Genomic DNA, 19567 nt, shown 5'->3' on the forward strand with positions numbered 1-19567 from the left:
TTTCTCCTTAAGTATTACGTATTTAGCTTTAGTAAAATTATTTCTTAGCAGCTGCAGAAGATGGGTTTAAGTTTGTTAAACGCCCACTTTCAGTACCCGCAGTTTCATCAATAACAGCATTGATGAGGGCAGGTTTACCAGCAGCGATTGCTTCTGTTAACGCTACTTCTAATTCTGCTGGAGTAGTTACGTAGTAACCCACTCCACCAAATGCTTCGATCATCTTGTCGTAACGAGCATTTTTTACGAATACGGTCGGAGCAACATCAGCGCCGCCGGTTGGGTTCACGTCGGTGCCACGGTATACGCCGTTATTATTGAAAACAACTGTAGTGATTGGCAAGTTGTAACGGCAAATAGTTTCTAATTCCATGCCGCTAAAGCCAAATGCGCTATCGCCCTCGACTGCAACGGTTGGCAAGTTACTGATCACTGAAGCGCCAATCGCATAGCCCATACCAATACCCATAATGCCCCAGGTACCGGAGTCAAAACGCTTACGCGGCTTATACATATTCACAATCGCACGGCAGAAGTCCAGCGTGTTTGCGCCCTCGTTTACTAAGTTCACATCAGGGTTCTTCTTAATCACATCACGAATCGCACGTAATGCCCCATGGAAGTTCATTGGACTTACGTCTTTGGCAAGTGTCTCTGCCATCTTCGCCATGTTCTTGTCTTTTTTCTCATTGATTGCTGAAATCCATTCAACGCTTGGCTTGGGAACAGAAGCAATGCCTTTTAACAATTCACCAACGCATGAACCAATGTCACCAATCAATGGTGCGGAAATTTGTACGTTGCTATCAACTTCATTGGCCTGAATATCGATCTGAATAAATTTCTTAGGCTCCTTGCCCCAGGTCTTGCCCTTTCCATGAGCCAATAACCAGTTCAAGCGCGCACCAATTAATAAGACTGTGTCAGCCTCTGCTAAAACAAACGAGCGGGCTGGGGATGCAGTTTGAGGATGATCATCTGGCAATAAACCTTTTGCCATCGACATTGGCAAGTAAGGAATACCAGACTTCTCGATCAAGTCACGGATCTCTTTATCAGCCTGCGCATAAGCGGCGCCTTTGCCCAAGAGAATCAATGGACGTTTAGCGCCTTTGAGTACATCTAATGCACGCGCTACAGCATCAGCTGCTGGAATCTGGCGCGGCACGGGATCGATTACTTTGAAAATAGACTTCTTTGCCTCTTCGGCTGGCATAGTTTGGGCTAATAACTGTGCAGGCAGGTCTAAATACACTCCGCCTGGACGACCTGAAACCGCAGCGCGAATGGCACGTGCAAAACCAATACCGATATCTTCAATGTGATTAATACGATAAGCTGCTTTACAATATGGCTTAGCAGCATTGAGCTGATCCATCTCTTCATAGTCGCCCTGTTGTAAGTCAACAATTTCACGCTCACTTGAGCCACTAATCAAAATCATCGGGAAACAATTCACAGTTGCATTGGCAAGTGCTGTTAAACCATTTAAGAATCCTGGTGCAGAAACCGTCATACAAATACCAGGCTTTTGAGTCATGAAGCCTGCAATTGCTGCGGCATTACCTGCGTGTTGCTCATGACGGAAACCAATAAAGCGTATTCCTTCAGCTTGAGCCAAACGACACAAGTCAGTTATTGGAATGCCAACCAGACCAAAAATAGTGTTGAGATCATTCGCTTTCAAAGCATCGATGACCAGATGAAAGCCATCAGTTAATTGTGTGTTTTGAGTATCTGTTGTCATAGAAATTTTTTATACATTACAAAGGCTTATGCAGGGACTAAATCCCTGTAGTGTCGCTTTCGCTATTGGTCTTCCATTAAGTTATTTATTGCATGCTGAGTTCAACCCAGCTTAGGCAGAGATGAATATTAGGCTTGAGGAAGAGGATGATCATTGACTTCGGTCAATTTCCCCCAAATCCAGCGCCCCAAAGGGAAATTGTTTAGATAAAAAGCTCTTTATGCTTCGTTTTAAGGCGGCTCAAAGTCTCTGGTGAGAGGTTGAGGTAGGCTGCCAGCTCCTTTTTAGGGAGGAGCTCAAACAAGTTCTCATATTTTCGTAAGAAACGCTCTACCCGACCTGGAGCATCTAGCATATGCAAGGTAATGGTGTGAGCCATAATTTCACTCATCAGGCGCATTACCTCAAGCTCAAAAGTCTCCTTCAGAAGCTTATGCTCTTCCAGAAATTCAGCCCATTTTTTCATAGGCATGCGAGCCACACGGGTTTTGTTAACGCATGCAATACTGTAGGGGGCAGCCGTTTTAAGGCGCCAAGCAGCATAGCTAGTTTCGATATCTTTTTCGATAGCAAAACGCAAGATCATCTCTTTAGCGTCAGGACTAGAGACAATGCGCTTGAGAATACCGTCTAGAACAAAGTATTGCTCCATCTGATGATCCCCTTGATGGAGCAATATTTCGGATTTTTTGAGATCTGATATCTCTAAAAGGCGCTCTAAATCAGCCATAACAGCCTGATCCAAGCTTTTAAGCACCGAATTTTGGCTCAACTGCAAGCGAATCAGGTTTTTTTCTGGGTGCCTATCTAATGCGGTCATGAATCCTTAATCCTAGACCCAGCATTGTAGTCTTTTTAAGAATCCTAATTAAAATATTGCATCGCAACAAAAGATACCTAATTCTCCTTAGATTCTCAAATATTGCGATTCATGTTGGGGCAGTTAATGAGCTCAAACTCGCCAAAGCCAATAACGTACTCAGGCCAGTCATTTGCATCTTTTAAGACCTTCTGACCACTTTTCATTAAAAAATGAAGTGCTCGTATGACTCCTGCATGAGTAATCAAAATAATCTCATCAATACCCTCAAGCTCTAACAGCATTGATTTAATTCTATGAATAAACCCCTGAACACACTCCTCGCCACCAAAAAAATGGCTCGGGAACGATTGAACCCATGCATCAATTTCAGCCTTTGGAATATCGCTCCAAAGTACCCCTTCCCAAACGCCGAAATTAAACTCGTTTAATCTGCAGTCACTTTGAACAATTGCGTTAGGTCTGAGTATCTGAATCGCCTTCGCTAGGGATAGAGATCGAATCAGGCCTGAAGAATAAATTGGCAAATTCTCAGGCAACTGACCCGATAGAGATTGAGCCAAGGAATCCAATTGAGATCTGTCGATCTCTAGATCAAGTTGCCCATAGCAGACACCACTAGCCACTAAAGGTTTTGGATGACGGACTACCCAAATCTTCATAAGGCAATGAATGAGGCTATAAGAAGTAGACCCAAATAAAAACCGACTTCTGTAATTTGTTGAATAGCACCTAAAGCATCTCCATTGATCCCACCAAGCCTGCTATAAAAAATTCTAAGTAACAACAATAAAACAACTATGCTTGCAAAAATACCACCTGCCCACACCCAGCTAGGGTAACAAAGATAAATAATTAAAAATAAAGTCGCGGTCCATAGAGCACCAACTGTAAAAATAGTGAGACGCGGACCGGCAAACATTGCTTTTGATTTAGAAGAAGATATATCCCCAGAGTAAGGAAGATATGTCATGGCAACTAATACTAAAAATCTGGAGAAGATACTTGCTGCAACAATAGCAACAAATGTCAGTGATAAGCTGATCTGTGCAAGGGCTGACAAGAAGATAATTTTGCCCAAAATAGTGCAAATCAGCGCAACCGCTCCATAGGTGCCAACCCTAGAGTCCTTCATAATCTCAAGCGCTTTTTCTCGTGTTGTAGCGCCGCCCAGTCCATCAACTAAATCTGCTAGCCCATCCTCGTGCAAAGCCCCGGTAATTAATATTGAAGCAACAATTGCCATGAAGACAGAAACCCAATAATTAGCAACTTGATTTGGTAAAAGTATCATGAAAGTGATGAATACTATTGCTGTCAATAAACCTACCAGAGATCCGATTAAGGGTAAGTAAGCAGAAGATCGAGCCAAACGCTCCTCACTAAATCCTGCCCAAAGAGCCAATGTCCCGGTAACCGGAATTCGAGTAAAGAACTGTATGGCTAATAAAAAGTGACGAAGTGGGTTCATGATTCGCGAGAAACACCGGCGGACTCAAAACTAGCCATCTCATTAAGGATTAAACTAGCAGACTGGATCAGCGGCCAAGCAATCATTGCGCCAGACCCCTCTCCCAGCCTAAGCTCTAAATCAATTAACGGCTTAGCTTTCAGAATGTCAAGCATCAAGGCATGACCCTTCTCACCTGATTGATGGGTAAAAATGCAATAGTCCAATACAGCATGGTCAATCTTAGAGGCCACCAACACGGCAGAGCTTACGATAAATCCATCCACTAGTACTACCCTTTTCTCAGCAGCTGCTTTGAGAATTGAGCCGACCATAGTAGCTATCTCAAAACCACCTAATGCCGCCAAGACCTCAATTGGATCTTTTAACTGACAATGATGTTCAAGAGCTTCACAGAGTACCTGCGTTTTTCGCTTTATAGCCTCCGCATTCAACCCTGTCCCAGCACCAGTACACAAAGCAACATCTATATTTTCAAGTTTTGAAAATAGCAGGGAAGCCGCGGAGGTATTGCCAATCCCCATTTCTCCAAGTATCAGCACATTACCAGGTAACTCCGCAACTACTTGCATACCACTTTCAATACATTGAATTGCCTGAACATATGACATCGCAGAATGCTTAGATGAATCTGCGGTGCCTTTGCCCACTTTTCGAATCAAAAGTTTCTCTCTAGGCTCAAAGTCGTGATTCACCCCGCAATCAACCACTGTCATATGAATTTGATGCTGACGTGCCAAAACACTTACAGCCGCTCCATCAGCCAAAAAATTCTCAACCATCTGCCATGTCACATCACTTGGAAATGCAGATACTCCACGAGCAACAATTCCATGATCACCCGCATAGACAACCAGCTGAGGGTCAATTAATTTTGGCTCTAATGTATGTTGAATTTGCCCAATCCTAATAGCTAATTCCTCAAGACGCCCTAAAGATCCAACAGGCTTCGTTTTATTGTCTATCTTTGCCTGCAGTGTAATTAATAATTCAGCATCTTTACAAGGTGTAATTTTTGGTAATGTAATGTTCATCAGATCCTACTGGACAAGGGTTTGGAAATAACCGGGGTCAACCGTAATACTTTGCTGCAGATGCAATGCCAGGTTATTAAAGACTGCTTCTAAGGGGGTGGATTCACTACTAAATAAAGCTTGAATGACATTTTCATTTTCAAATAAGCCATGTAAATAAATCCCTAAAATATTTCCCTGAGAGTTGATCCAAGCACAATCAGGTAATAACTCAATTGCAGTATTGGACACGCCATTAATCTCTATTATTTCCGTTTTGCCATGATGAATTTCATAGCCAGAAATATCAAGAAAAGATAAGGCCATCCAAAGTCCAGGTACAGAACCAAACCTTATTTCAGATTTTTTTACGAGCTTATCCTGTTCGAAGCGAGTTTTTATTGGGAGTAATTGAACTCCCTCCCCCGTGCCATCTATACAGTAGGGATCCTCCAATAAGTAGCCCAACATCTGTAGGCCGCCGCAGATTCCTAAAATAGATTTTCCTGCACTAGCATGAGCAAGAATACGCTTATCAATCTGTTGATTTTTTAACCAACTTAAATCTGAGCTCGTATGCTTTGAGCCTGGCAGGATAATCAAATCAACATCCTGTATATCGGATGGACTCTTGACCCAAGATAAATTTATATTTGACATATTTTTCAATGCCTGAAATTCATCTAGATTACTTATATGGGGATAAACAACAATAGCAATACTAAAGGTTGCGTTGTTCCTAGCAATTAAATTTGCATCGAACACACCATCCTCCTCAGGTAATCCGTGATCAGGCAACATAGGTACAACCGCTATAACCGGAACCCCACATAATTCGCTTAATTTCTCAGGTCCTGGCGATAGTAACTTAGCGTCACCCCTAAATTTATTTAACAGAAAACCTGAAATAAGGGATTGATTCTCTTCTCCAAGTAACATCCAGGTTCCATAAAGATGGGCAAATGCTCCGCCGCGATCTATATCTGTGACTATCAAGCAGCGTGCACCTACATGGCGCGCAACTCTCATATTCACAATATCGCTAGACATCAAATTAATTTCAGCGGGTGATCCGGCTCCCTCAATAACGACAATATCGTTTCTTTCAACTAACCAGTCTAATGAGGCCTGAATCTCAGGCCAGACTTTTTCTGATCTCTCCCGCCATGGAACTTTTGAGAGTTCTTGGTTTACCTTACCTAATAAAATGACCTGACTTTTATTGTCAGCCTCAGGCTTAAGAAGAACAGGATTCATTTGCACAATGGGCTCTACATTTGCAGCCAATGCCTGGAAATATTGAGCAGATCCAATCTCTCCCTGATGAATTCCGATGCCAACTACACGAGCATTGTTACTCATATTCTGCGCTTTAAAAGGCGCAACTTTATACCCAAGCTGCACATATATCCGACACAATGCTGTGGCAATCCAGCTTTTTCCAGCTCCGCTTGAGGTGCCTAAGACCATAATGCACTTGGCTGTCATTCTTTTCCAATCGATATGACTGCATCTAAAAATTTTGACTGCGTTGCAGGTGACATAACAGCCATGCGGAAATGATCAGCCAAGCCAAAAGAGCTAGTATCTCGTAACTTAATAGCGTGACGTCTTAAGTGCGACTGAAATTCAAATAAATTTGTCCTCTGTGGATTGACGCAAAAGAAATTGCTAACACTATGCAATGGTAACCAGCCAATCTGCTTGCATACCTCAATCTGCCTGACCTTCCAGTCACGCAAAATATCCAGAGATTGATTTAGCCAGTCTTGAGATCGACTATCCGCCCATATAGATAACATTCCAACTCCATGAGCACCTAAGACCCATGAGCTAGCCATAGAATTTAGCTCTTGAATTAATTTCTGTGAATTAGTGGGGCCGATAATATATGCACCCCTAATTCCCGTTATACCTAGCGCCTTATTAGGTGACCACATCTGCCATACCAAATCTAATTCGGACTGATTTAAAGCTAAATGCCCCTCCAGTCTCAATGGCTCATACGCAAGATCTAAAACTGCAATTTGCTCGGACCTCAAGGAGGCGACAAGATTGTTAATTCCCTCTATGGATCGCCCAAGTGGACTTGATGGATCACAAAGCCAAACTAAATCTGCTTCCATAATATTTTTGGTACTGACAAACTGCCATGTGTCTGCTGCATTCTGGTAATCCCCATAGCAATATTCTGGAAACCAAACTATTGGGGGCAAATTCGATTCATCCTGTAAAGATTTTCTTGCAACATAAGCAGTCACTCGATAAATGAACTCACTTGCACTTCCCGCAATCAATATTCGCTCTGAATCAACTTGGTGCTTAGTTGCTAAACATTGTCGTAGTTTGACGTATTCAGGATCAGGATAATATCGAAAGCTTGTTTGCTGGATTGCGTTCAATACGAAATGCGGGGCACCCACAATATTTGCATTACTAGAAAAATCATGGGCGGGTACCCCTGCACGATCGGGCCCTCCGTGAATGCGCTTAGAGGGCACCATGTGATCAAGATTATTCAAAAAGAATCCCAATTAATAATAGGCCGCAAAGTAAAGAAAGAAATATGATAATTTTGTCACCAATGCGACAGGCCCCTTGAATATCATCAGCATTGGGCACCCTACCTTGAGGATTTAATTCATAAATCCCAGGCTTACTTAACTTGAGACCTAAAACCAATGCCATAGCGCCCATAGGCCATCCACCATTTGGTGATGGAGTCTTTCTTGATTCAGACAGCAATGCCCGAAAAAAAGATACTCTGCCGATTAAAAAAATCAATAAGGCCGTCAAAATTGCAGGAATCCACGACAAAATATCATCGACTTTTGCAGCAAATTTTCCAAACCACTCCCAATAAAAACCGTTTTTTGATGTTCTGTATCCCCACATAGCATCAGCAGTATTTGCGAAGCGATAGAGCGCGGCTGCTGGCAAGCCGCCAATAGCAAACCAAAATAATGGCGCAATAACAGAGTCATTTAAGTTCTCGGAAAGAGTTTCAATGGCACTCTCTCGAACCTGAGTATCCGTTAAGGATTTAACATTACGACTCACCAACCGACTAATCCGCTCCCTACCTTGATCCAAGGATTGATCCAAGGCAAAAGAAACAGCTAACACTTCATTCCTTAACATGCGCCAGGAAAGCAGAGTACTCAAAAGGACGCCCGTTAAAAAGCTATGTAGATAGAGATTAAAAGACTCGAATATCGATTCAAAGAAGACTGCAATAGAGATGGTAATTGTTACGCCTAGTATCCATAGTAATGTGCCCTTAAGTAACTGCCAATATGATCCTCTGGCAAATTTTTCAGCATAAATAGGTGCGTAATGTGATGCGGCCCAATTTAAAAAAATTCCCATGCCAATTACTGGATGAAGATAATTTGGAGGCTCGCCGAAAAACCAATCTACTGCCAATGCAATCAACATTGATAGTGCAATAAATTGGATGAAAGATTGATCCATATGATTAATCAACAAATAATTTTTTATTATTCTTAATCTTCGATTCCTCGTTGTGCGGGTATACCTGCATTAAATGCATGCTTAATTTTTGCCATTTCAGTCACCGTATCTGCGATATCAATAATTTCTTGAGGGCACCTTCTTCCAGTAAGGCAGACATGAACCTCTTTTGGGCGATCTTTTAAAGTTTTTAACACCTCATTCAAGTCTAGCCACCCATAAATGAGTGGGTAGGTAATCTCATCGAGCACAACCAAAAAATAATCCCCTGAAAGGATCGCTAGTTTGGCCTTCTCCCACCCATCCCTGGCTAATTGGCCTGAATTATCTAGGTCCTTACTCTTCCAACTAAAACCATCTCCTAGTCCTTCGATGGGAATCCCAATAGCCTCGAAGGCTCGATGCTCCCCAAATCTTGCAGTAGGAACTTTCATAAACTGATAAACCTTTACTTTCTTCCCACGGCCATGAGCACGAATAGACAAACCTAAAGCTGCAGTACTTTTACCTTTTCCATCACCAGTATTAACAATGATTAGCCCCCGTCGCTCTCCCTCAGCCTTGTCATATGGCTTCTCAGTAGGTGGAATTTCAATTTCCATAGATTGCTCTTTTCCTTGGCTATGTAGCTAGCATTAATTAAATAAAACGACGAAATCATCCATGAGTGGATAAATCTTTATCCTTTGATCGAATACCTTTTCAATATCGCGATGCAAGCCCAAATCTTGACTTGAATTCTGATTAATTACCCTCCCTTGATCCATAATGACAATCTCATCTGAATGAAGTGCAAAAGAAATTTCATGCAGGACAGTAATTATTGTTTTATTGCTATTTACTAGTCCTTTGATTAAATTAAGACAATCTGCTTGATGAGGTGGATCAAGATTATTCAAGGGCTCATCCATCATTAAAATCTGGGCATCAACAGCCAAGGCCCGTGCTATCAAAACTCTCTGACGCTCTCCCCCGGAGAGCTCATCTACCGATCTATTAATCCAACCATCTGCTTGTACCTGCCTTAGGGCATCCAATACAGCTAAATGATCCTGTTGAGAGGGGCTGCCGATCCATGACTGATGAGGAAGCCTACCAAGCATCACTAAATCATATACAGACATATCTCCATTGATGGCTTCACTCTGACCTAACCATGAGATCAGTTTTGCCCTCGATTTTGCTGATAACTGACGCATGTCCTGTTCAAATATGCTTGTCTGAAAGGATCCCTGAATGAGGCCTGCAAAGACACGCAATAAAGTTGATTTGCCTGCGCCATTAGGCCCAATAATCGATGTCCACTTGCCACTAGAGATCTTTAAGCTCACTTGATCGACTGCAGTAATTGCGCCTAAAAGTACAGAGACTTCTGAGACTTGAATAGCGGTACTTTGATTTGACGCAAGACTCATTGAAATCCCCTTCTACCCTTTGCACCATACATTAACCAGAGCAAATATCCTCCGCCCAATAAGGCAGTCAAAACGCCCACAGGTAATTCTTGAGGGGCAATCAGATATCGGGACAATACATCTGCTGCAAGCAGCACTAAACCACCCATCATCGCAGAAAGCAATAGTAATCTTGAATGATTAACACGAATCAGAGAACGTACGAGATGAGGTGAAACCAATCCCACAAATGCTACTAGGCCAACCTGCGCAACTGCAGCTCCCGTAGCTAAAGAAATTACTCCAATTAATGCGATTCGAGTAAGGTCTAATTTCAATCCCAAACTGACTGCCGTGATTTCTCCTAAAATAAGGCCGTCCAACACTCTACTCAACAGAATTCCGGTAATCAAGGATATAAGCAGAGCACCAAACATCACAATACAAGCATTCCAGCCCACAAATCCTGTAGAGCCCAAAAGAAACGCCTGCATTGCCTGCAAAATTTCCGGCGACATCAACGTCACAATTGAACTCATTGCACCAAATATGACACCTACAATGACTCCTGATAGGAGTAAGCGCAAGGAATTTTGTGCGCCTCTTGCTAGTATTAAAGTTAAAAGTACAGCAAGTACAGCGCCAATAAAGGCGGCACCTGTTAAACCAAGACGCACCAACCAATAAGTAGCAAAAGGACTGCCGCCAAAAAGCATCAGACTGATAGCAACTGCAAAAGAAGCTCCAGAAGCGCTACCCAACAAATAAGGATCAGCTAAAGGATTTCTAAACAATCCCTGCGCTATCGCGCCTGTCAAGCCAAGTAGTGCGCCTGCTAAAAAAGCGCCTATGGACCTCGGTAGCCGAATTTGCCAAATTATTTTGGCCGCTACTGGATCAGAAAGTGAGTTAAATACTGTTTTCAGCCCCGTGCTTCCTACTGCAATACCACACAGAATCAACACTAAGCCTAGACTAAATAATAGTAATAAACAAAGAAAAAATGCTCTGGAGGCTGACTTTCCATCACTAATCATCGTATGAATTTAAGAGAATTTTTCGTAGAAATTTTTTTACTGGACAAGCAATCCACTATTACCATTGCACCTTCAGCCATTCTTGGGCCAGGACGAATGATGACGTCTGCATCACTCTCCTTAAAAATGCAAGTATTCCCTTTCTTTAGTGCATCCAGTTGAGACCATCCAGGGCGATCATTCATACCTATATAGTTTCGATCGCCCACCATAATCACATCGGGATTTAAACTCACTACAAATTCAGGGCTAATTTTTGGGAATGGCCCTAAGGAGGCTGGAATAACATTCGACAACCCTAAACGCCCCAAAGTCTCGCCAATAAATGAAGTAGGCCCTGCTGCATAAGGTGCACTATTTACTTCGAAGTAAACCTTTGCTTTCACAGCGTCAGGCGGTAATAATTTAGCCGCTTTCTCAAGGCCAAAATCAATATCATCCCAAATTTTTTGTGCCTCTCTTTTCGGAACTCCTAAAATAAGAGCTAACTTTTCAATTGTTCTTTTTACATCTGAATAGCTTTTTGAATCTATAGAGAAAACTGGGACACCCAGGCTTTTAAGTCGCTCACTTGCCCTAGGAGACGATCCTACTAAAACCAAGTCTGGATTGAGGGAAATAATTGCCTCAACATTTGGATCCAAACCACCACCTAATTTTGGCAGACTTAAAATACTTTTAGGCCAATTAGAATAGCGATCCACCCCAATCAACTGAGAACACTTCCCTAAGATACACACTGTCTCTGTAATTGATGGAAGCATACTCACAATTCTTTTTGGTGGCTCTTTAAATTGCACCACAATGCCATGATCATCAACCACCTCATACGCAAAAGATGGGTTAGTAAAAAGCAGTGCGAGGCAGAAGTAGATAAATTTCATCATACGCCCTTAATCACTAAAGGCACTCCCGCAATCATGAGAGTAACTTCATCACAAATACGAGCAATTTTTTGATTCAATATCCCGAGCTCATCTACAAATTGTCGAATTTCACGACCCATTGGGATGACCCCCATACCAATCTCATTGCTAACGAATATGATAGGACCTCGAGCGCTTTTTACTGCGCTAAGGAGATCATCAATTGCTGCTGAAGTACTCTCAAACTCTGCAGCAACTAATTCTGAATGTGGCATCAGCAAATTTGTCAGCCATATAGTTAAGCAGTCAATCACAATCAAATGATTAACTGATGATTGTTCCCTAATAACTCTACCTAGATCAGTCGGCTCCTCTATCAATAGCATAGTCGGAATTTTTTGAGCGCGATCATTTTGATGTCTTTTAATTTTTAAATGCATTTCTTCATCTAGTGCTTGGGCAGTAGCAACAAGAACAGCAGTCCTTTTATTTGATTGCGACAGCCATTCTTTCGTTAGTAATTCAGCGTGTGCTGACTTTCCACTTTTCTGACCACCCAGAATAAGATGGGCTCTGCTTATTTCGCTGGAACTCATAGACTATTCTTCGCAAGAAAAAGAGATGCTGTAGCTTCATAATTTGATGAAAACCAGGCATGGAAATAGCTCGCCTTAATCGGGCCGAGCTGATACAAAGCCTCCCCTGACGAAGCGCTACTTATTTTTTTAGAGGCACAGATTTTGACGGGCAAGTCTGTTTTACATATAGAGTAATGAAAAGTATGGCCACGCAATATCCCTTCATCGAACTCAAAAAATTGAGCCCCTAAACCACCTAATTTTTGTTGCATTAAAACCGACCCACCCAAAAATCCCCACATGGGATGACTAATGCCGTCAGCCGAAACAATCTCCTGAAATAAACACATCATTCCTCCACATTCGGCCCATATTGGAATATCTTGATTGAGTAGATTTTCAATGCTTTTTCGCATGGCAACATTGCCATAAAGAGCATCCGTGTAAAGCTCTGGATATCCTCCGGGAAGCCATAAAGCATCGCACTTAGGGACTTGGGCATCTTCCATAGGAGAAAAAAATACGATCTCAGCACCTAATAATCTCAAAGCCTCTAAATTGGCCTCATAAATAAAGCAAAATGCTTTATCTCTTGCAATAGCAATTGTTTTTCCTAGCAACAGCGGCTTAATAGAAATAAGTTCATTTGGTAGTTCAAATTCTACATTCCACTTACTAAATGCAGAGATATTCATTTTTGCTAGCTCAGTGTTTTCTAGCGCATCAGCAAAAGCTTCAATCCTCTGCAAACCATCCTCCAACTCATCGGCTATAACTAAACCAAGGTGCCGCTCAGGCATTTCTAGATCAGCATTACGAAACACGGCGCCATTCCAATCGTCTTCATCACGAATTGCAGACCTTAGCATTAGGGCGTGACCCTCAGTCGCAACACGATTTGCTAATACCCCCGCCCAAGGTAATCCTTCAACATAAGTCTTAAGACCGTGAGCTAGGGCACCAAATGTGCCTGCCATAGAGCTTGCATCGATTACTGCAAGAATAGAGATTTTAAAATGAAGGGCAAGTTCTGCAGCACTTGGTTCACCATCATACAAACCCATTGCACCTTCAATCAAAATTAGATCAGCATCTTGAGCCGCTTTATATAGTCGACTTTTGCAATATTCAGATCCTGTCATCCACATATCTAACTGATAGACTGGATGGTTACTAGCCATCTGCAGCCAATAAGGATCAATGAAATCAGGCCCATATTTAAAGACCCGAATTTTCATCCCCTTACGCGCAAGCATCCGCGCAATTCCACAAGTAATAGTCGTTTTCCCCTGACCAGAAGCAGGTGCAGAAATAAAAATTGCTGGACATGCCTGAGTAGCGGACATATGAATTTATTTTCCTGAGTATCTTAGCCCAACAAATACATTTGAGCCCGGAGTTAAGTATCCATAAGACAATTGATATTGGGCATTAAATACATTGTTCCATTTTGCAAATACCGACCATTCAGGCGTGAGCTCATGACTGGCATATAAGTTCATCAACGCATATCCGCCCATTGCCTGAGTATTAGATGCATTTGCATAACGGACTCCTGCAAGCGTTAGATTTACACCTAAATCAGATTTAACAAAACGATAGTCTGCTCCGATATTTGCAGTATTTTTTGCCCTATATGGCAACTGTAACCCTGTCCCCGCATTAATTGCGTTCATTAAATCATAGGAGGTTCGGAGAGTAAGCGCCTCAAGGCGGGCATTTGCGCCAAAAGAACCGCCAGTAATACGAGTTTTTGCAAAATTAGTTGGGCAATATCCGCTTGATTGATAATTACATGGCAATGCAATAATTAAATTTTGTATTTGATTTTGATAAACAACTGCATGAAGATCGTAGATCTTTCCTTCGTAATGAAGCCCTCCCTCAACGTTTTTATTGGTTTCAGGCTGAACGTTTGGATTTCCATATCCAGGGTAGTACAAATCATTAAAAGTTGGGGCGCGGAATCCCGTCCCGTAATTGATATTTGCTCTTAGTTCCTTAGTGAAAAAATAACCATAAGCAACACTACCAGTAGTTTGTGAACCATAATTTGAAATAACATCGTTTCTTAGTGCAGCTGTCAGTAAATTAACGCCGCGTTTGAGCTGATATGAGGCCGCCACGGAATCAGTGGTTCTACTAGTATATAAGCTCGTGTTATTTGATAAACCAGTTACGCTCTTTGAGTAATTTGCGTTGACATACTGTATTCGACGCTCTCCCAAGACTTGAAGAATGTCATCCCCTAATCGAATATCGTTTTGCCATAAAAAGTCATTTTGCGGGGTATTAATTGGGTCATTGGCAGCGCTTGTAATGCTTTGTGCATTATTTGTTGAGTTTGAAATCTGCAACAGACTTTGCCAATTTTTCGTAATCTGATTTTTGGAGTAAATAGATCCAACAAACAAGTTTCCTACTTGCTGATTCATTTCGGGAACTCTATAAACTCCGCTGTAACCTGGGTATTGATAGGAATCACGTGTTGCTAAAACTTTGAGCCCGAACTCCTGACCAACTCCCCAATCCTGAGAGAGCTGACTCATAAATCCTTCACGCGTATAAGCAGATGAGCTATTAGGATAACGCTTATATGATGGATTATTACTTGCAACAGTATTAAATCCAGCTGAATTCTCCTGGCTCACTCCTAATGAATATCTTATTTTGTTGGCATCATCAGTCGAGCCTGAAATACTCGCATTGTTAATGGTGGTTCCATAACTACCGTATCCTGATGATGCTGAGAATTGGGTTGGGCCCTCACCTTTTTTAGTAAAAATTTGGATAACGCCACCCAGTGCATCGGCACCATAGAAAGTGCTTTGTGGGCCAAAAATGATTTCAATATGATCAATGAGCGCTACTGGGATAGTGCTCCAAACTGCACCACCCAAAGTTGAGGATTCAGTGCGCACTCCGTCAATCAGCACAAGCGCCTGGTTATTGGCTGAGCCTCTTAAGTAGACGCTAGCCAATCCACCGCTTCCTCCATAGGTTTGAATTTGTACACCTCTTTGTTGCTGAAGTAACTCTGGCAAGCTTGATTGCACAGCACGTGCTATCTCCTCAGGACCTATATAGCCATAGTCAGCAAGTACATCATTTGAAGATACCCCATACCGTGTAGCAGTCACGATAATTGGCTTAACAGCATCAGCAATATTATCAACTGACACTGATTGTGCAATTACTACCTCAGAAATGGTTAGCCCAAGGCAGGATAAAAGGGCAAGTACTCTTATGTAAGTTTTCATGATAAATCCAGGTAAGGCCGCCACCCAACTCTCCCCGTTGGATCGCTTAAAAGAAAACAGAATTGAGCCTAGATGTGTCAATTCGTGCCTGCAATACAGCCTCAGGCATCTCACTGGCACACGAAAATCCTCGTTCGTATTTCCAACCTGTTGAAGCCGGTATCCGGGCTAATGAGTATCAGAATTTAACCTTCCCAAACATGACTGTTCAGTGGTACTGAAATTCCTGCACTAAAAGTGCACTCACTTACCGTTGCGGGGACAGCATGGTGACTACTTTTTGGAGCTCCAATTTCCCGTTTAACTATCTTTCAAAAATGGAAAGATGAGCACTATCAACTCTGTTAGTGTAACTTAAACGCTAATAAATGCGCCTTAAAATTATGCGGGAGCCTCTAGACTCTTTTGCAGACGCACACACGTGGCATCGCAAAATGGCTGCTTAGACGTTTGTTTACAGCCGCAAAAATATACCTTTTTGCTCTCTAAAGCAGAGAATTTGACTGGCTGGAAGCCCATATCAATATGGGAGTTATCGCAAAATGGTTGAGTCTGACTATTACCGCAAGCGCACCATTTGTAAACATTATGAGCATCAATTTCAGTCAGAAATGGGCCCAATTGAGCAATTTTTGCCTTCACTATGCCCCTTGTATTCTATTTGACTGGCACATTATCCAGCTATTTTAATGAACTGTATAACTCAAGCGCGGGGTTCCACTCCTATGTTTTACAGGGCTACAATACCAAGATGAGCGAGCAAAACCAATTTTCCCTAGGTGATAACAGAGCTGACCTAGATGCAGTCAATGCATCTGTCAAACGCTTATCCGAAAAAGTTCAGCTCATTACTGAAGCAGTTAAGGAACTTCATCAAAACCGCACCCAACTGCAAGGTAAAATTGAAGATGCGCAAAAACGCATTCAACATATTTTGAGTCGTCTGCCCGATCAGGGTGATGGACGCCAGCTGAATTTACTGAATGAAGTAACTCCACCTAATACGCCAGAGGATGATAGTGAGCCAACAACGCATTGAAGTAACTCTCGCCGGCCAAAAGATTACCCTGTCTACTAGTACAGAACATGAGCCACTATTGCGTGCAGCTTGCGTTTTAGTTGATGAACAAATTAAATTGGCGATTAATGGTGGCAATCGGAGTATAGAGCGCGCCAGTATGATGGCAGCACTAAAAATTGCAGGGGATCTGATTAAACTCCAAAGCACACCATCGCCATCCAGTGCGTCCTCTAACGCTAATAGCAACGAAGTTGCTCGCCTTCAAGCAGAAATTCATGCATTAGAAGATCAAGTAGATGGCTTGATGCAATCCCTTTCCCTGCCTGGTTCGCCAAGGCCAATAGTTCCTTGAACCGATGCGCAAGCATCCGGAACGATCTTTACCTTGCGGGCGTGAGCGTTTCGAAGATTCACAGTGTCAGCCTCGAGCTGGTCACTCCCTGAGTCTCTTAATGCACCCAAAGCAGAGTAGCCGTTCCACCATGAACCTTAGGGTTCAGGATGACGGCCTAGCGGCTAAGGCGGGGAATTCATGTTACTAAGTGATATTGCGATGCTGCTATTGTGCGGCGGCATCACCGGATTTTTAGCCGGCCTACTCGGTATTGGTGGTGGCATGATTTTGGTGCCCTTCATGATTTTGGTTTTCAACCACCTGCACTTTGATCAAAGCATCATTGTTCATATGGCTATTGCTTCAGGCATGGCTACCATTCTTTTTACAACTACCTCTGCCATTTCGGCACATCACAAGCATGGCTCGATCGACTGGTCTTTAGTGAAATCATTTAGTCCAGGCTTGGTAATTGGCGGCCTAGTTGGCGGTAGTGAAATCTTTGAAGCTCTGAATACCTCATGGCTCTCGCTCTTTTTTGCAACATTTCTCGTCTATTCATCAGCTCAAATGATTATCAATAAAAAACCTAAGCCTGGAAGAGAATTGCCGGGTTCATTGGGTTTAGTTTCCTTTGGTGCATTTGCAGGCACTTTATCAAGCCTAGTTGGAGCAGGTGGCGCATTCATTACAGTACCCTTCATGCTCTGGTGCAATGTCAAACCCCATATCGCCATGGCCAGCTCATCTGGGCTTGGTTTTCCAATTGCAGTAGCGGCCACGATTGGTTATATGTATGGCAGCTGGGGTAATCCCAATCTGCCACCCGGTTCCTTAGGATTCATTTACCTGCCTGCAGTAGCTTGCATTGTCGCCGTCAGCATCTTTACGGCTCCCTTAGGCGCCAAGATGGCACGCAAACTGAATGTTGCTCAGTTAAAGCGCATCTTTGGTGTTATGCTCATTTTCCTTGCAGTCTTCATGTTTAATGAGAGCCGCAAGGCATTTGGTTTCTAAATACGATTACGTCGTATATTGCTGACGCAGGATATTCTTTTGTACTTTTCCCATCGCATTTCGAGGTAAGTCTGCAACGATTTCTAAACGCTTCGGGATCTTGAAGTTGGCGATCTGAGATTTCAAGGTCGCAATCATCACCTCAGCATTGAGCTTTGCACCTGCTTTTGGTACAACTACCGCCATCACCGCTTCACCAAAGTCCGGATGTGGAATACCAATTACCGCACTCTCATCAACGCCATCCATATCATCGATGAAACTTTCGATTTCTTTTGGATACACGTTATATCCACCAGAAATAATCAGGTCCTTACTGCGCCCCACAATACAAAGATAATCTTTTGGTGCTTTACCACCATTTGCATCGCCACCCCAGCGACCAACGTCACCAGTTTTGAACCAACCATCTTTAGTAAATTCTTCTGCAGTTTTCTCCGGCATCCGCCAGTAACCCTTAAAGACGTTCGGACCCTTGACTTCAATATTGCCGATTTCATCAACGCCACAGGGTTTGATATTGTCATTGACAACGCGCACCTTAACACCAGGTAGCGGCAAGCCAACTGAGCCACCTATTCGATTACCTTTGTAGGGATTAGAGACCAACATGACGGTTTCACTCATGCCATAACGCTCTAGAATCGGCTCGCCAATCACTTGCTTAAACGTATTAAATGTTTCAGTTAACAGTGGCGCAGAACCAGAAATAAATAAACGCATATTGCGTGCTACCTGCTTATTAAAGCCTTTATCAGCCAACAGGCGTACATAGAAAGTGGGCACGCCCATCATCACCGTTGAGGCTGGCATATGTTTAATCAGCTGAGCAGTATCTAGGCGTGGTAACCAAATCATTTTGCTGCCATTAATCAATGCACCATGGGCTGCGACAAATAAACCATGGACATGAAAGATAGGAAGAGCATGCAGGAGTACATCCCCTTTTTTCCAAGCCCAAAACTTTTGCAATACCTGAGCATTGCTTCCCAGATTTTGATGAGTCAGCATGGCACCCTTGCTGCGCCCTGTTGTGCCAGACGTATACAAAATTGCAGCTAGGTCATCATCTTTTGCGGGAACTGTTTTAAATTGATCGCTCAGATGTGCAGCACGGTCTAGTAGGGTACCTTTGCGATCCTCATCTAAGGTAAACACATGTTTAGTGCCTGCTTTAAACGCGACTTTTGAGACCCATGAAAAATGCTTACTACTGCAAACAAGCACTGCGGGTTCTGCATTCTCAATAAAGTATTGGATCTCAGCTGCTTGATAAGCGGTATTTAAGGGGAGATAAACATATCCTGCGCGAATGGTTGCCAGATACAAGAAAAGCGCTTCAGGTGATTTTTCCACCTGAACCGCAATCCTTGAACCAGCAGGAAGTTTAAGGCTCTTCAGCAGGTTAGCCATCTTTGCAGTGGCCCGCTCTAGATCACTCCATGAGTAGTACAAACCATCGTGTGTTTCTAGAGCACATGCTTTCTTATCTCTTGGAAAACCTTTTTCCAATAGCGAATACAAATTCATTAGAG

19 protein-coding genes, 1 other RNA gene, 1 pseudogene and 1 riboswitch are annotated in these 19567 nt (G+C 42.7%); of the genes and pseudogenes, 4 read left to right on the top strand and 17 right to left on the bottom strand.

The features are described from left to right. Positions 1-37: 37 nt before the first annotated feature. The 16 genes from oxc to ABWP14_RS08615 form a co-directional block, all read right to left on the bottom strand. The gene (gene oxc, locus ABWP14_RS08540) at positions 38-1747 is read right to left on the bottom strand and encodes an oxalyl-CoA decarboxylase (RefSeq protein WP_353202546.1); all 1710 of its coding nucleotides are present in this window, start codon (positions 1745-1747) and stop codon (positions 38-40) included. Positions 1748-1949: 202 nt separating this feature from the next. Continuing rightward, positions 1950-2567 carry a Crp/Fnr family transcriptional regulator gene (locus tag ABWP14_RS08545; protein WP_353202547.1) on the bottom strand — a complete coding sequence of 206 codons (618 nt, stop codon included), beginning with the start codon at positions 2565-2567 and terminating at the stop codon, positions 1950-1952. 95 nt (positions 2568-2662) lie between these two features. Continuing rightward, a complete protein-coding gene (locus ABWP14_RS08550) occupies positions 2663-3229 on the bottom strand; it encodes a histidine phosphatase family protein (RefSeq protein ID WP_353202548.1) in 567 nt (188 codons plus the stop codon). Beyond that, on the bottom strand, positions 3226-4038 hold the full coding sequence (gene cobS / locus ABWP14_RS08555; protein ID WP_353202549.1) for an adenosylcobinamide-GDP ribazoletransferase: 813 nt from the start codon (positions 4036-4038) through the stop codon (positions 3226-3228). Before cobS ends, ABWP14_RS08550 begins: the two co-directional genes overlap by 4 nt. Continuing rightward, positions 4035-5072: a nicotinate-nucleotide--dimethylbenzimidazole phosphoribosyltransferase gene (gene cobT, locus ABWP14_RS08560; RefSeq protein WP_353202550.1), complete on the bottom strand. Its 1038-nt coding sequence runs from the start codon at positions 5070-5072 to the stop codon at positions 4035-4037. The genes cobS and cobT overlap by 4 nt, the downstream gene beginning before the upstream one ends. A 6-nt stretch (positions 5073-5078) precedes the next feature. Then, positions 5079-6539, bottom strand: coding sequence for a cobyric acid synthase (locus ABWP14_RS08565; RefSeq protein WP_353202551.1), 1461 nt, complete (start codon positions 6537-6539; stop codon positions 5079-5081). After that, positions 6536-7573 carry an aminotransferase class I/II-fold pyridoxal phosphate-dependent enzyme gene (locus ABWP14_RS08570; protein ID WP_353202552.1) on the bottom strand — a complete coding sequence of 346 codons (1038 nt, stop codon included), beginning with the start codon at positions 7571-7573 and terminating at the stop codon, positions 6536-6538. The genes ABWP14_RS08565 and ABWP14_RS08570 overlap by 4 nt, the downstream gene beginning before the upstream one ends. Continuing rightward, positions 7566-8525 (bottom strand): adenosylcobinamide-phosphate synthase CbiB, encoded by a 960-nt coding sequence (cbiB, locus tag ABWP14_RS08575; protein WP_353202553.1) that lies wholly within the window; start codon positions 8523-8525, stop codon positions 7566-7568. Before cbiB ends, ABWP14_RS08570 begins: the two co-directional genes overlap by 8 nt. Before the next feature lie 32 nt (positions 8526-8557). Continuing rightward, positions 8558-9127 carry a cob(I)yrinic acid a,c-diamide adenosyltransferase gene (gene cobO / locus ABWP14_RS08580; protein WP_353202554.1) on the bottom strand — a complete coding sequence of 190 codons (570 nt, stop codon included), beginning with the start codon at positions 9125-9127 and terminating at the stop codon, positions 8558-8560. A 33-nt stretch (positions 9128-9160) separates the two neighbouring features. Beyond that, positions 9161-9940 carry an ABC transporter ATP-binding protein gene (locus tag ABWP14_RS08585; RefSeq protein WP_353202555.1) on the bottom strand — a complete coding sequence of 260 codons (780 nt, stop codon included), beginning with the start codon at positions 9938-9940 and terminating at the stop codon, positions 9161-9163. Beyond that, positions 9937-10956 carry a FecCD family ABC transporter permease gene (locus ABWP14_RS08590; protein ID WP_353202556.1) on the bottom strand — a complete coding sequence of 340 codons (1020 nt, stop codon included), beginning with the start codon at positions 10954-10956 and terminating at the stop codon, positions 9937-9939. The genes ABWP14_RS08585 and ABWP14_RS08590 overlap by 4 nt, the downstream gene beginning before the upstream one ends. Then, the gene (locus ABWP14_RS08595; RefSeq protein ID WP_353202557.1) at positions 10953-11840 is read right to left on the bottom strand and encodes an ABC transporter substrate-binding protein; all 888 of its coding nucleotides are present in this window, start codon (positions 11838-11840) and stop codon (positions 10953-10955) included. Before ABWP14_RS08595 ends, ABWP14_RS08590 begins: the two co-directional genes overlap by 4 nt. Further along, complete coding sequence (gene cobU / locus ABWP14_RS08600) at positions 11840-12418, bottom strand: bifunctional adenosylcobinamide kinase/adenosylcobinamide-phosphate guanylyltransferase (RefSeq protein WP_353202558.1); 579 nt, start codon at positions 12416-12418, stop codon at positions 11840-11842. The genes ABWP14_RS08595 and cobU overlap by 1 nt, the downstream gene beginning before the upstream one ends. After that, positions 12415-13746, bottom strand: a complete 1332-nt coding sequence (locus ABWP14_RS08605; protein ID WP_353202559.1) for a cobyrinic acid a,c-diamide synthase CobB — start codon at positions 13744-13746, stop codon at positions 12415-12417. The genes cobU and ABWP14_RS08605 overlap by 4 nt, the downstream gene beginning before the upstream one ends. Positions 13747-13752: 6 nt before the next feature. After that, on the bottom strand, positions 13753-15660 hold the full coding sequence (locus ABWP14_RS08610) for a TonB-dependent receptor domain-containing protein (protein WP_353202560.1): 1908 nt from the start codon (positions 15658-15660) through the stop codon (positions 13753-13755). A 137-nt stretch (positions 15661-15797) separates the two neighbouring features. Then, positions 15798-16013: riboswitch (cobalamin riboswitch) on the bottom strand. A gap of 28 nt (positions 16014-16041) precedes the next feature. Beyond that, complete coding sequence (locus tag ABWP14_RS08615) at positions 16042-16302, bottom strand: CDGSH iron-sulfur domain-containing protein (RefSeq protein ID WP_353202561.1); 261 nt, start codon at positions 16300-16302, stop codon at positions 16042-16044. 109 nt (positions 16303-16411) lie between these two features. Here ABWP14_RS08615 and ABWP14_RS08620 point away from each other — a divergent pair, with 109 nt between their 5' ends. The 4 genes and pseudogenes from ABWP14_RS08620 to ABWP14_RS08635 all read left to right on the top strand — a co-directional run bounded on the left by ABWP14_RS08620 (position 16412) and on the right by ABWP14_RS08635 (position 18032). Then, entirely contained in the window at positions 16412-16699 is a 288-nt protein-coding gene (locus ABWP14_RS08620; protein WP_353202562.1) for a hypothetical protein, read from the top strand. Then, positions 16674-16895, top strand: a pseudogene (locus ABWP14_RS08625) (cell division protein ZapA); the annotation flags it as partial. The gene ABWP14_RS08620 and the pseudogene ABWP14_RS08625, both read left to right, overlap by 26 nt. A 99-nt stretch (positions 16896-16994) precedes the next feature. Continuing rightward, positions 16995-17213: non-coding RNA, 6S RNA (gene ssrS / locus ABWP14_RS08630), on the top strand. Beyond that, positions 17214-18032 carry a sulfite exporter TauE/SafE family protein gene (locus tag ABWP14_RS08635; RefSeq protein WP_353202563.1) on the top strand — a complete coding sequence of 273 codons (819 nt, stop codon included), beginning with the start codon at positions 17214-17216 and terminating at the stop codon, positions 18030-18032. Positions 18033-18038: 6 nt separating this feature from the next. On the opposite strand, the gene ABWP14_RS08640 is transcribed toward ABWP14_RS08635, so the two are convergent. Further along, positions 18039-19562 (bottom strand): malonate--CoA ligase, encoded by a 1524-nt coding sequence (locus ABWP14_RS08640; protein WP_353202564.1) that lies wholly within the window; start codon positions 19560-19562, stop codon positions 18039-18041. Positions 19563-19567: the final 5 nt, after the last annotated feature.

It is taken from the genome of Polynucleobacter sp. (assembly GCF_040400325.1).
Taxonomy (GTDB): domain Bacteria; phylum Pseudomonadota; class Gammaproteobacteria; order Burkholderiales; family Burkholderiaceae; genus Polynucleobacter.

Excerpts from the sequence above, each read along its gene's own strand:
- ABWP14_RS08550 (WP_353202548.1), bottom strand. The coding sequence starts at position 3,229 with ATGAAGATTTGGGTAGTCCGTCATCCAAAACCTTTAGTGGCTAGTGGT.
- cobO (WP_353202554.1), bottom strand. The coding sequence starts at position 9,127 with ATGGAAATTGAAATTCCACCTACTGAGAAGCCATATGACAAGGCTGAG.
- cobS (WP_353202549.1), bottom strand. The coding sequence starts at position 4,038 with ATGAACCCACTTCGTCACTTTTTATTAGCCATACAGTTCTTTACTCGA.
- cobU (WP_353202558.1), bottom strand. The coding sequence starts at position 12,418 with ATGAGTTCCAGCGAAATAAGCAGAGCCCATCTTATTCTGGGTGGTCAG.
- ABWP14_RS08640 (WP_353202564.1), bottom strand. The coding sequence starts at position 19,562 with ATGAATTTGTATTCGCTATTGGAAAAAGGTTTTCCAAGAGATAAGAAA.
- cbiB (WP_353202553.1), bottom strand. The coding sequence starts at position 8,525 with ATGGATCAATCTTTCATCCAATTTATTGCACTATCAATGTTGATTGCA.
- ABWP14_RS08620 (WP_353202562.1), top strand. The coding sequence starts at position 16,412 with ATGAGCGAGCAAAACCAATTTTCCCTAGGTGATAACAGAGCTGACCTA.
- ABWP14_RS08595 (WP_353202557.1), bottom strand. The coding sequence starts at position 11,840 with ATGAAATTTATCTACTTCTGCCTCGCACTGCTTTTTACTAACCCATCT.
- ABWP14_RS08610 (WP_353202560.1), bottom strand. The coding sequence starts at position 15,660 with ATGAAAACTTACATAAGAGTACTTGCCCTTTTATCCTGCCTTGGGCTA.
- oxc (WP_353202546.1), bottom strand. The coding sequence starts at position 1,747 with ATGACAACAGATACTCAAAACACACAATTAACTGATGGCTTTCATCTG.
- cobT (WP_353202550.1), bottom strand. The coding sequence starts at position 5,072 with ATGAACATTACATTACCAAAAATTACACCTTGTAAAGATGCTGAATTA.
- ABWP14_RS08635 (WP_353202563.1), top strand. The coding sequence starts at position 17,214 with ATGTTACTAAGTGATATTGCGATGCTGCTATTGTGCGGCGGCATCACC.
- ABWP14_RS08545 (WP_353202547.1), bottom strand. The coding sequence starts at position 2,567 with ATGACCGCATTAGATAGGCACCCAGAAAAAAACCTGATTCGCTTGCAG.
- ABWP14_RS08605 (WP_353202559.1), bottom strand. The coding sequence starts at position 13,746 with ATGTCCGCTACTCAGGCATGTCCAGCAATTTTTATTTCTGCACCTGCT.
- ABWP14_RS08565 (WP_353202551.1), bottom strand. The coding sequence starts at position 6,539 with ATGACAGCCAAGTGCATTATGGTCTTAGGCACCTCAAGCGGAGCTGGA.
- ABWP14_RS08590 (WP_353202556.1), bottom strand. The coding sequence starts at position 10,956 with ATGATTAGTGATGGAAAGTCAGCCTCCAGAGCATTTTTTCTTTGTTTA.
- ABWP14_RS08585 (WP_353202555.1), bottom strand. The coding sequence starts at position 9,940 with ATGAGTCTTGCGTCAAATCAAAGTACCGCTATTCAAGTCTCAGAAGTC.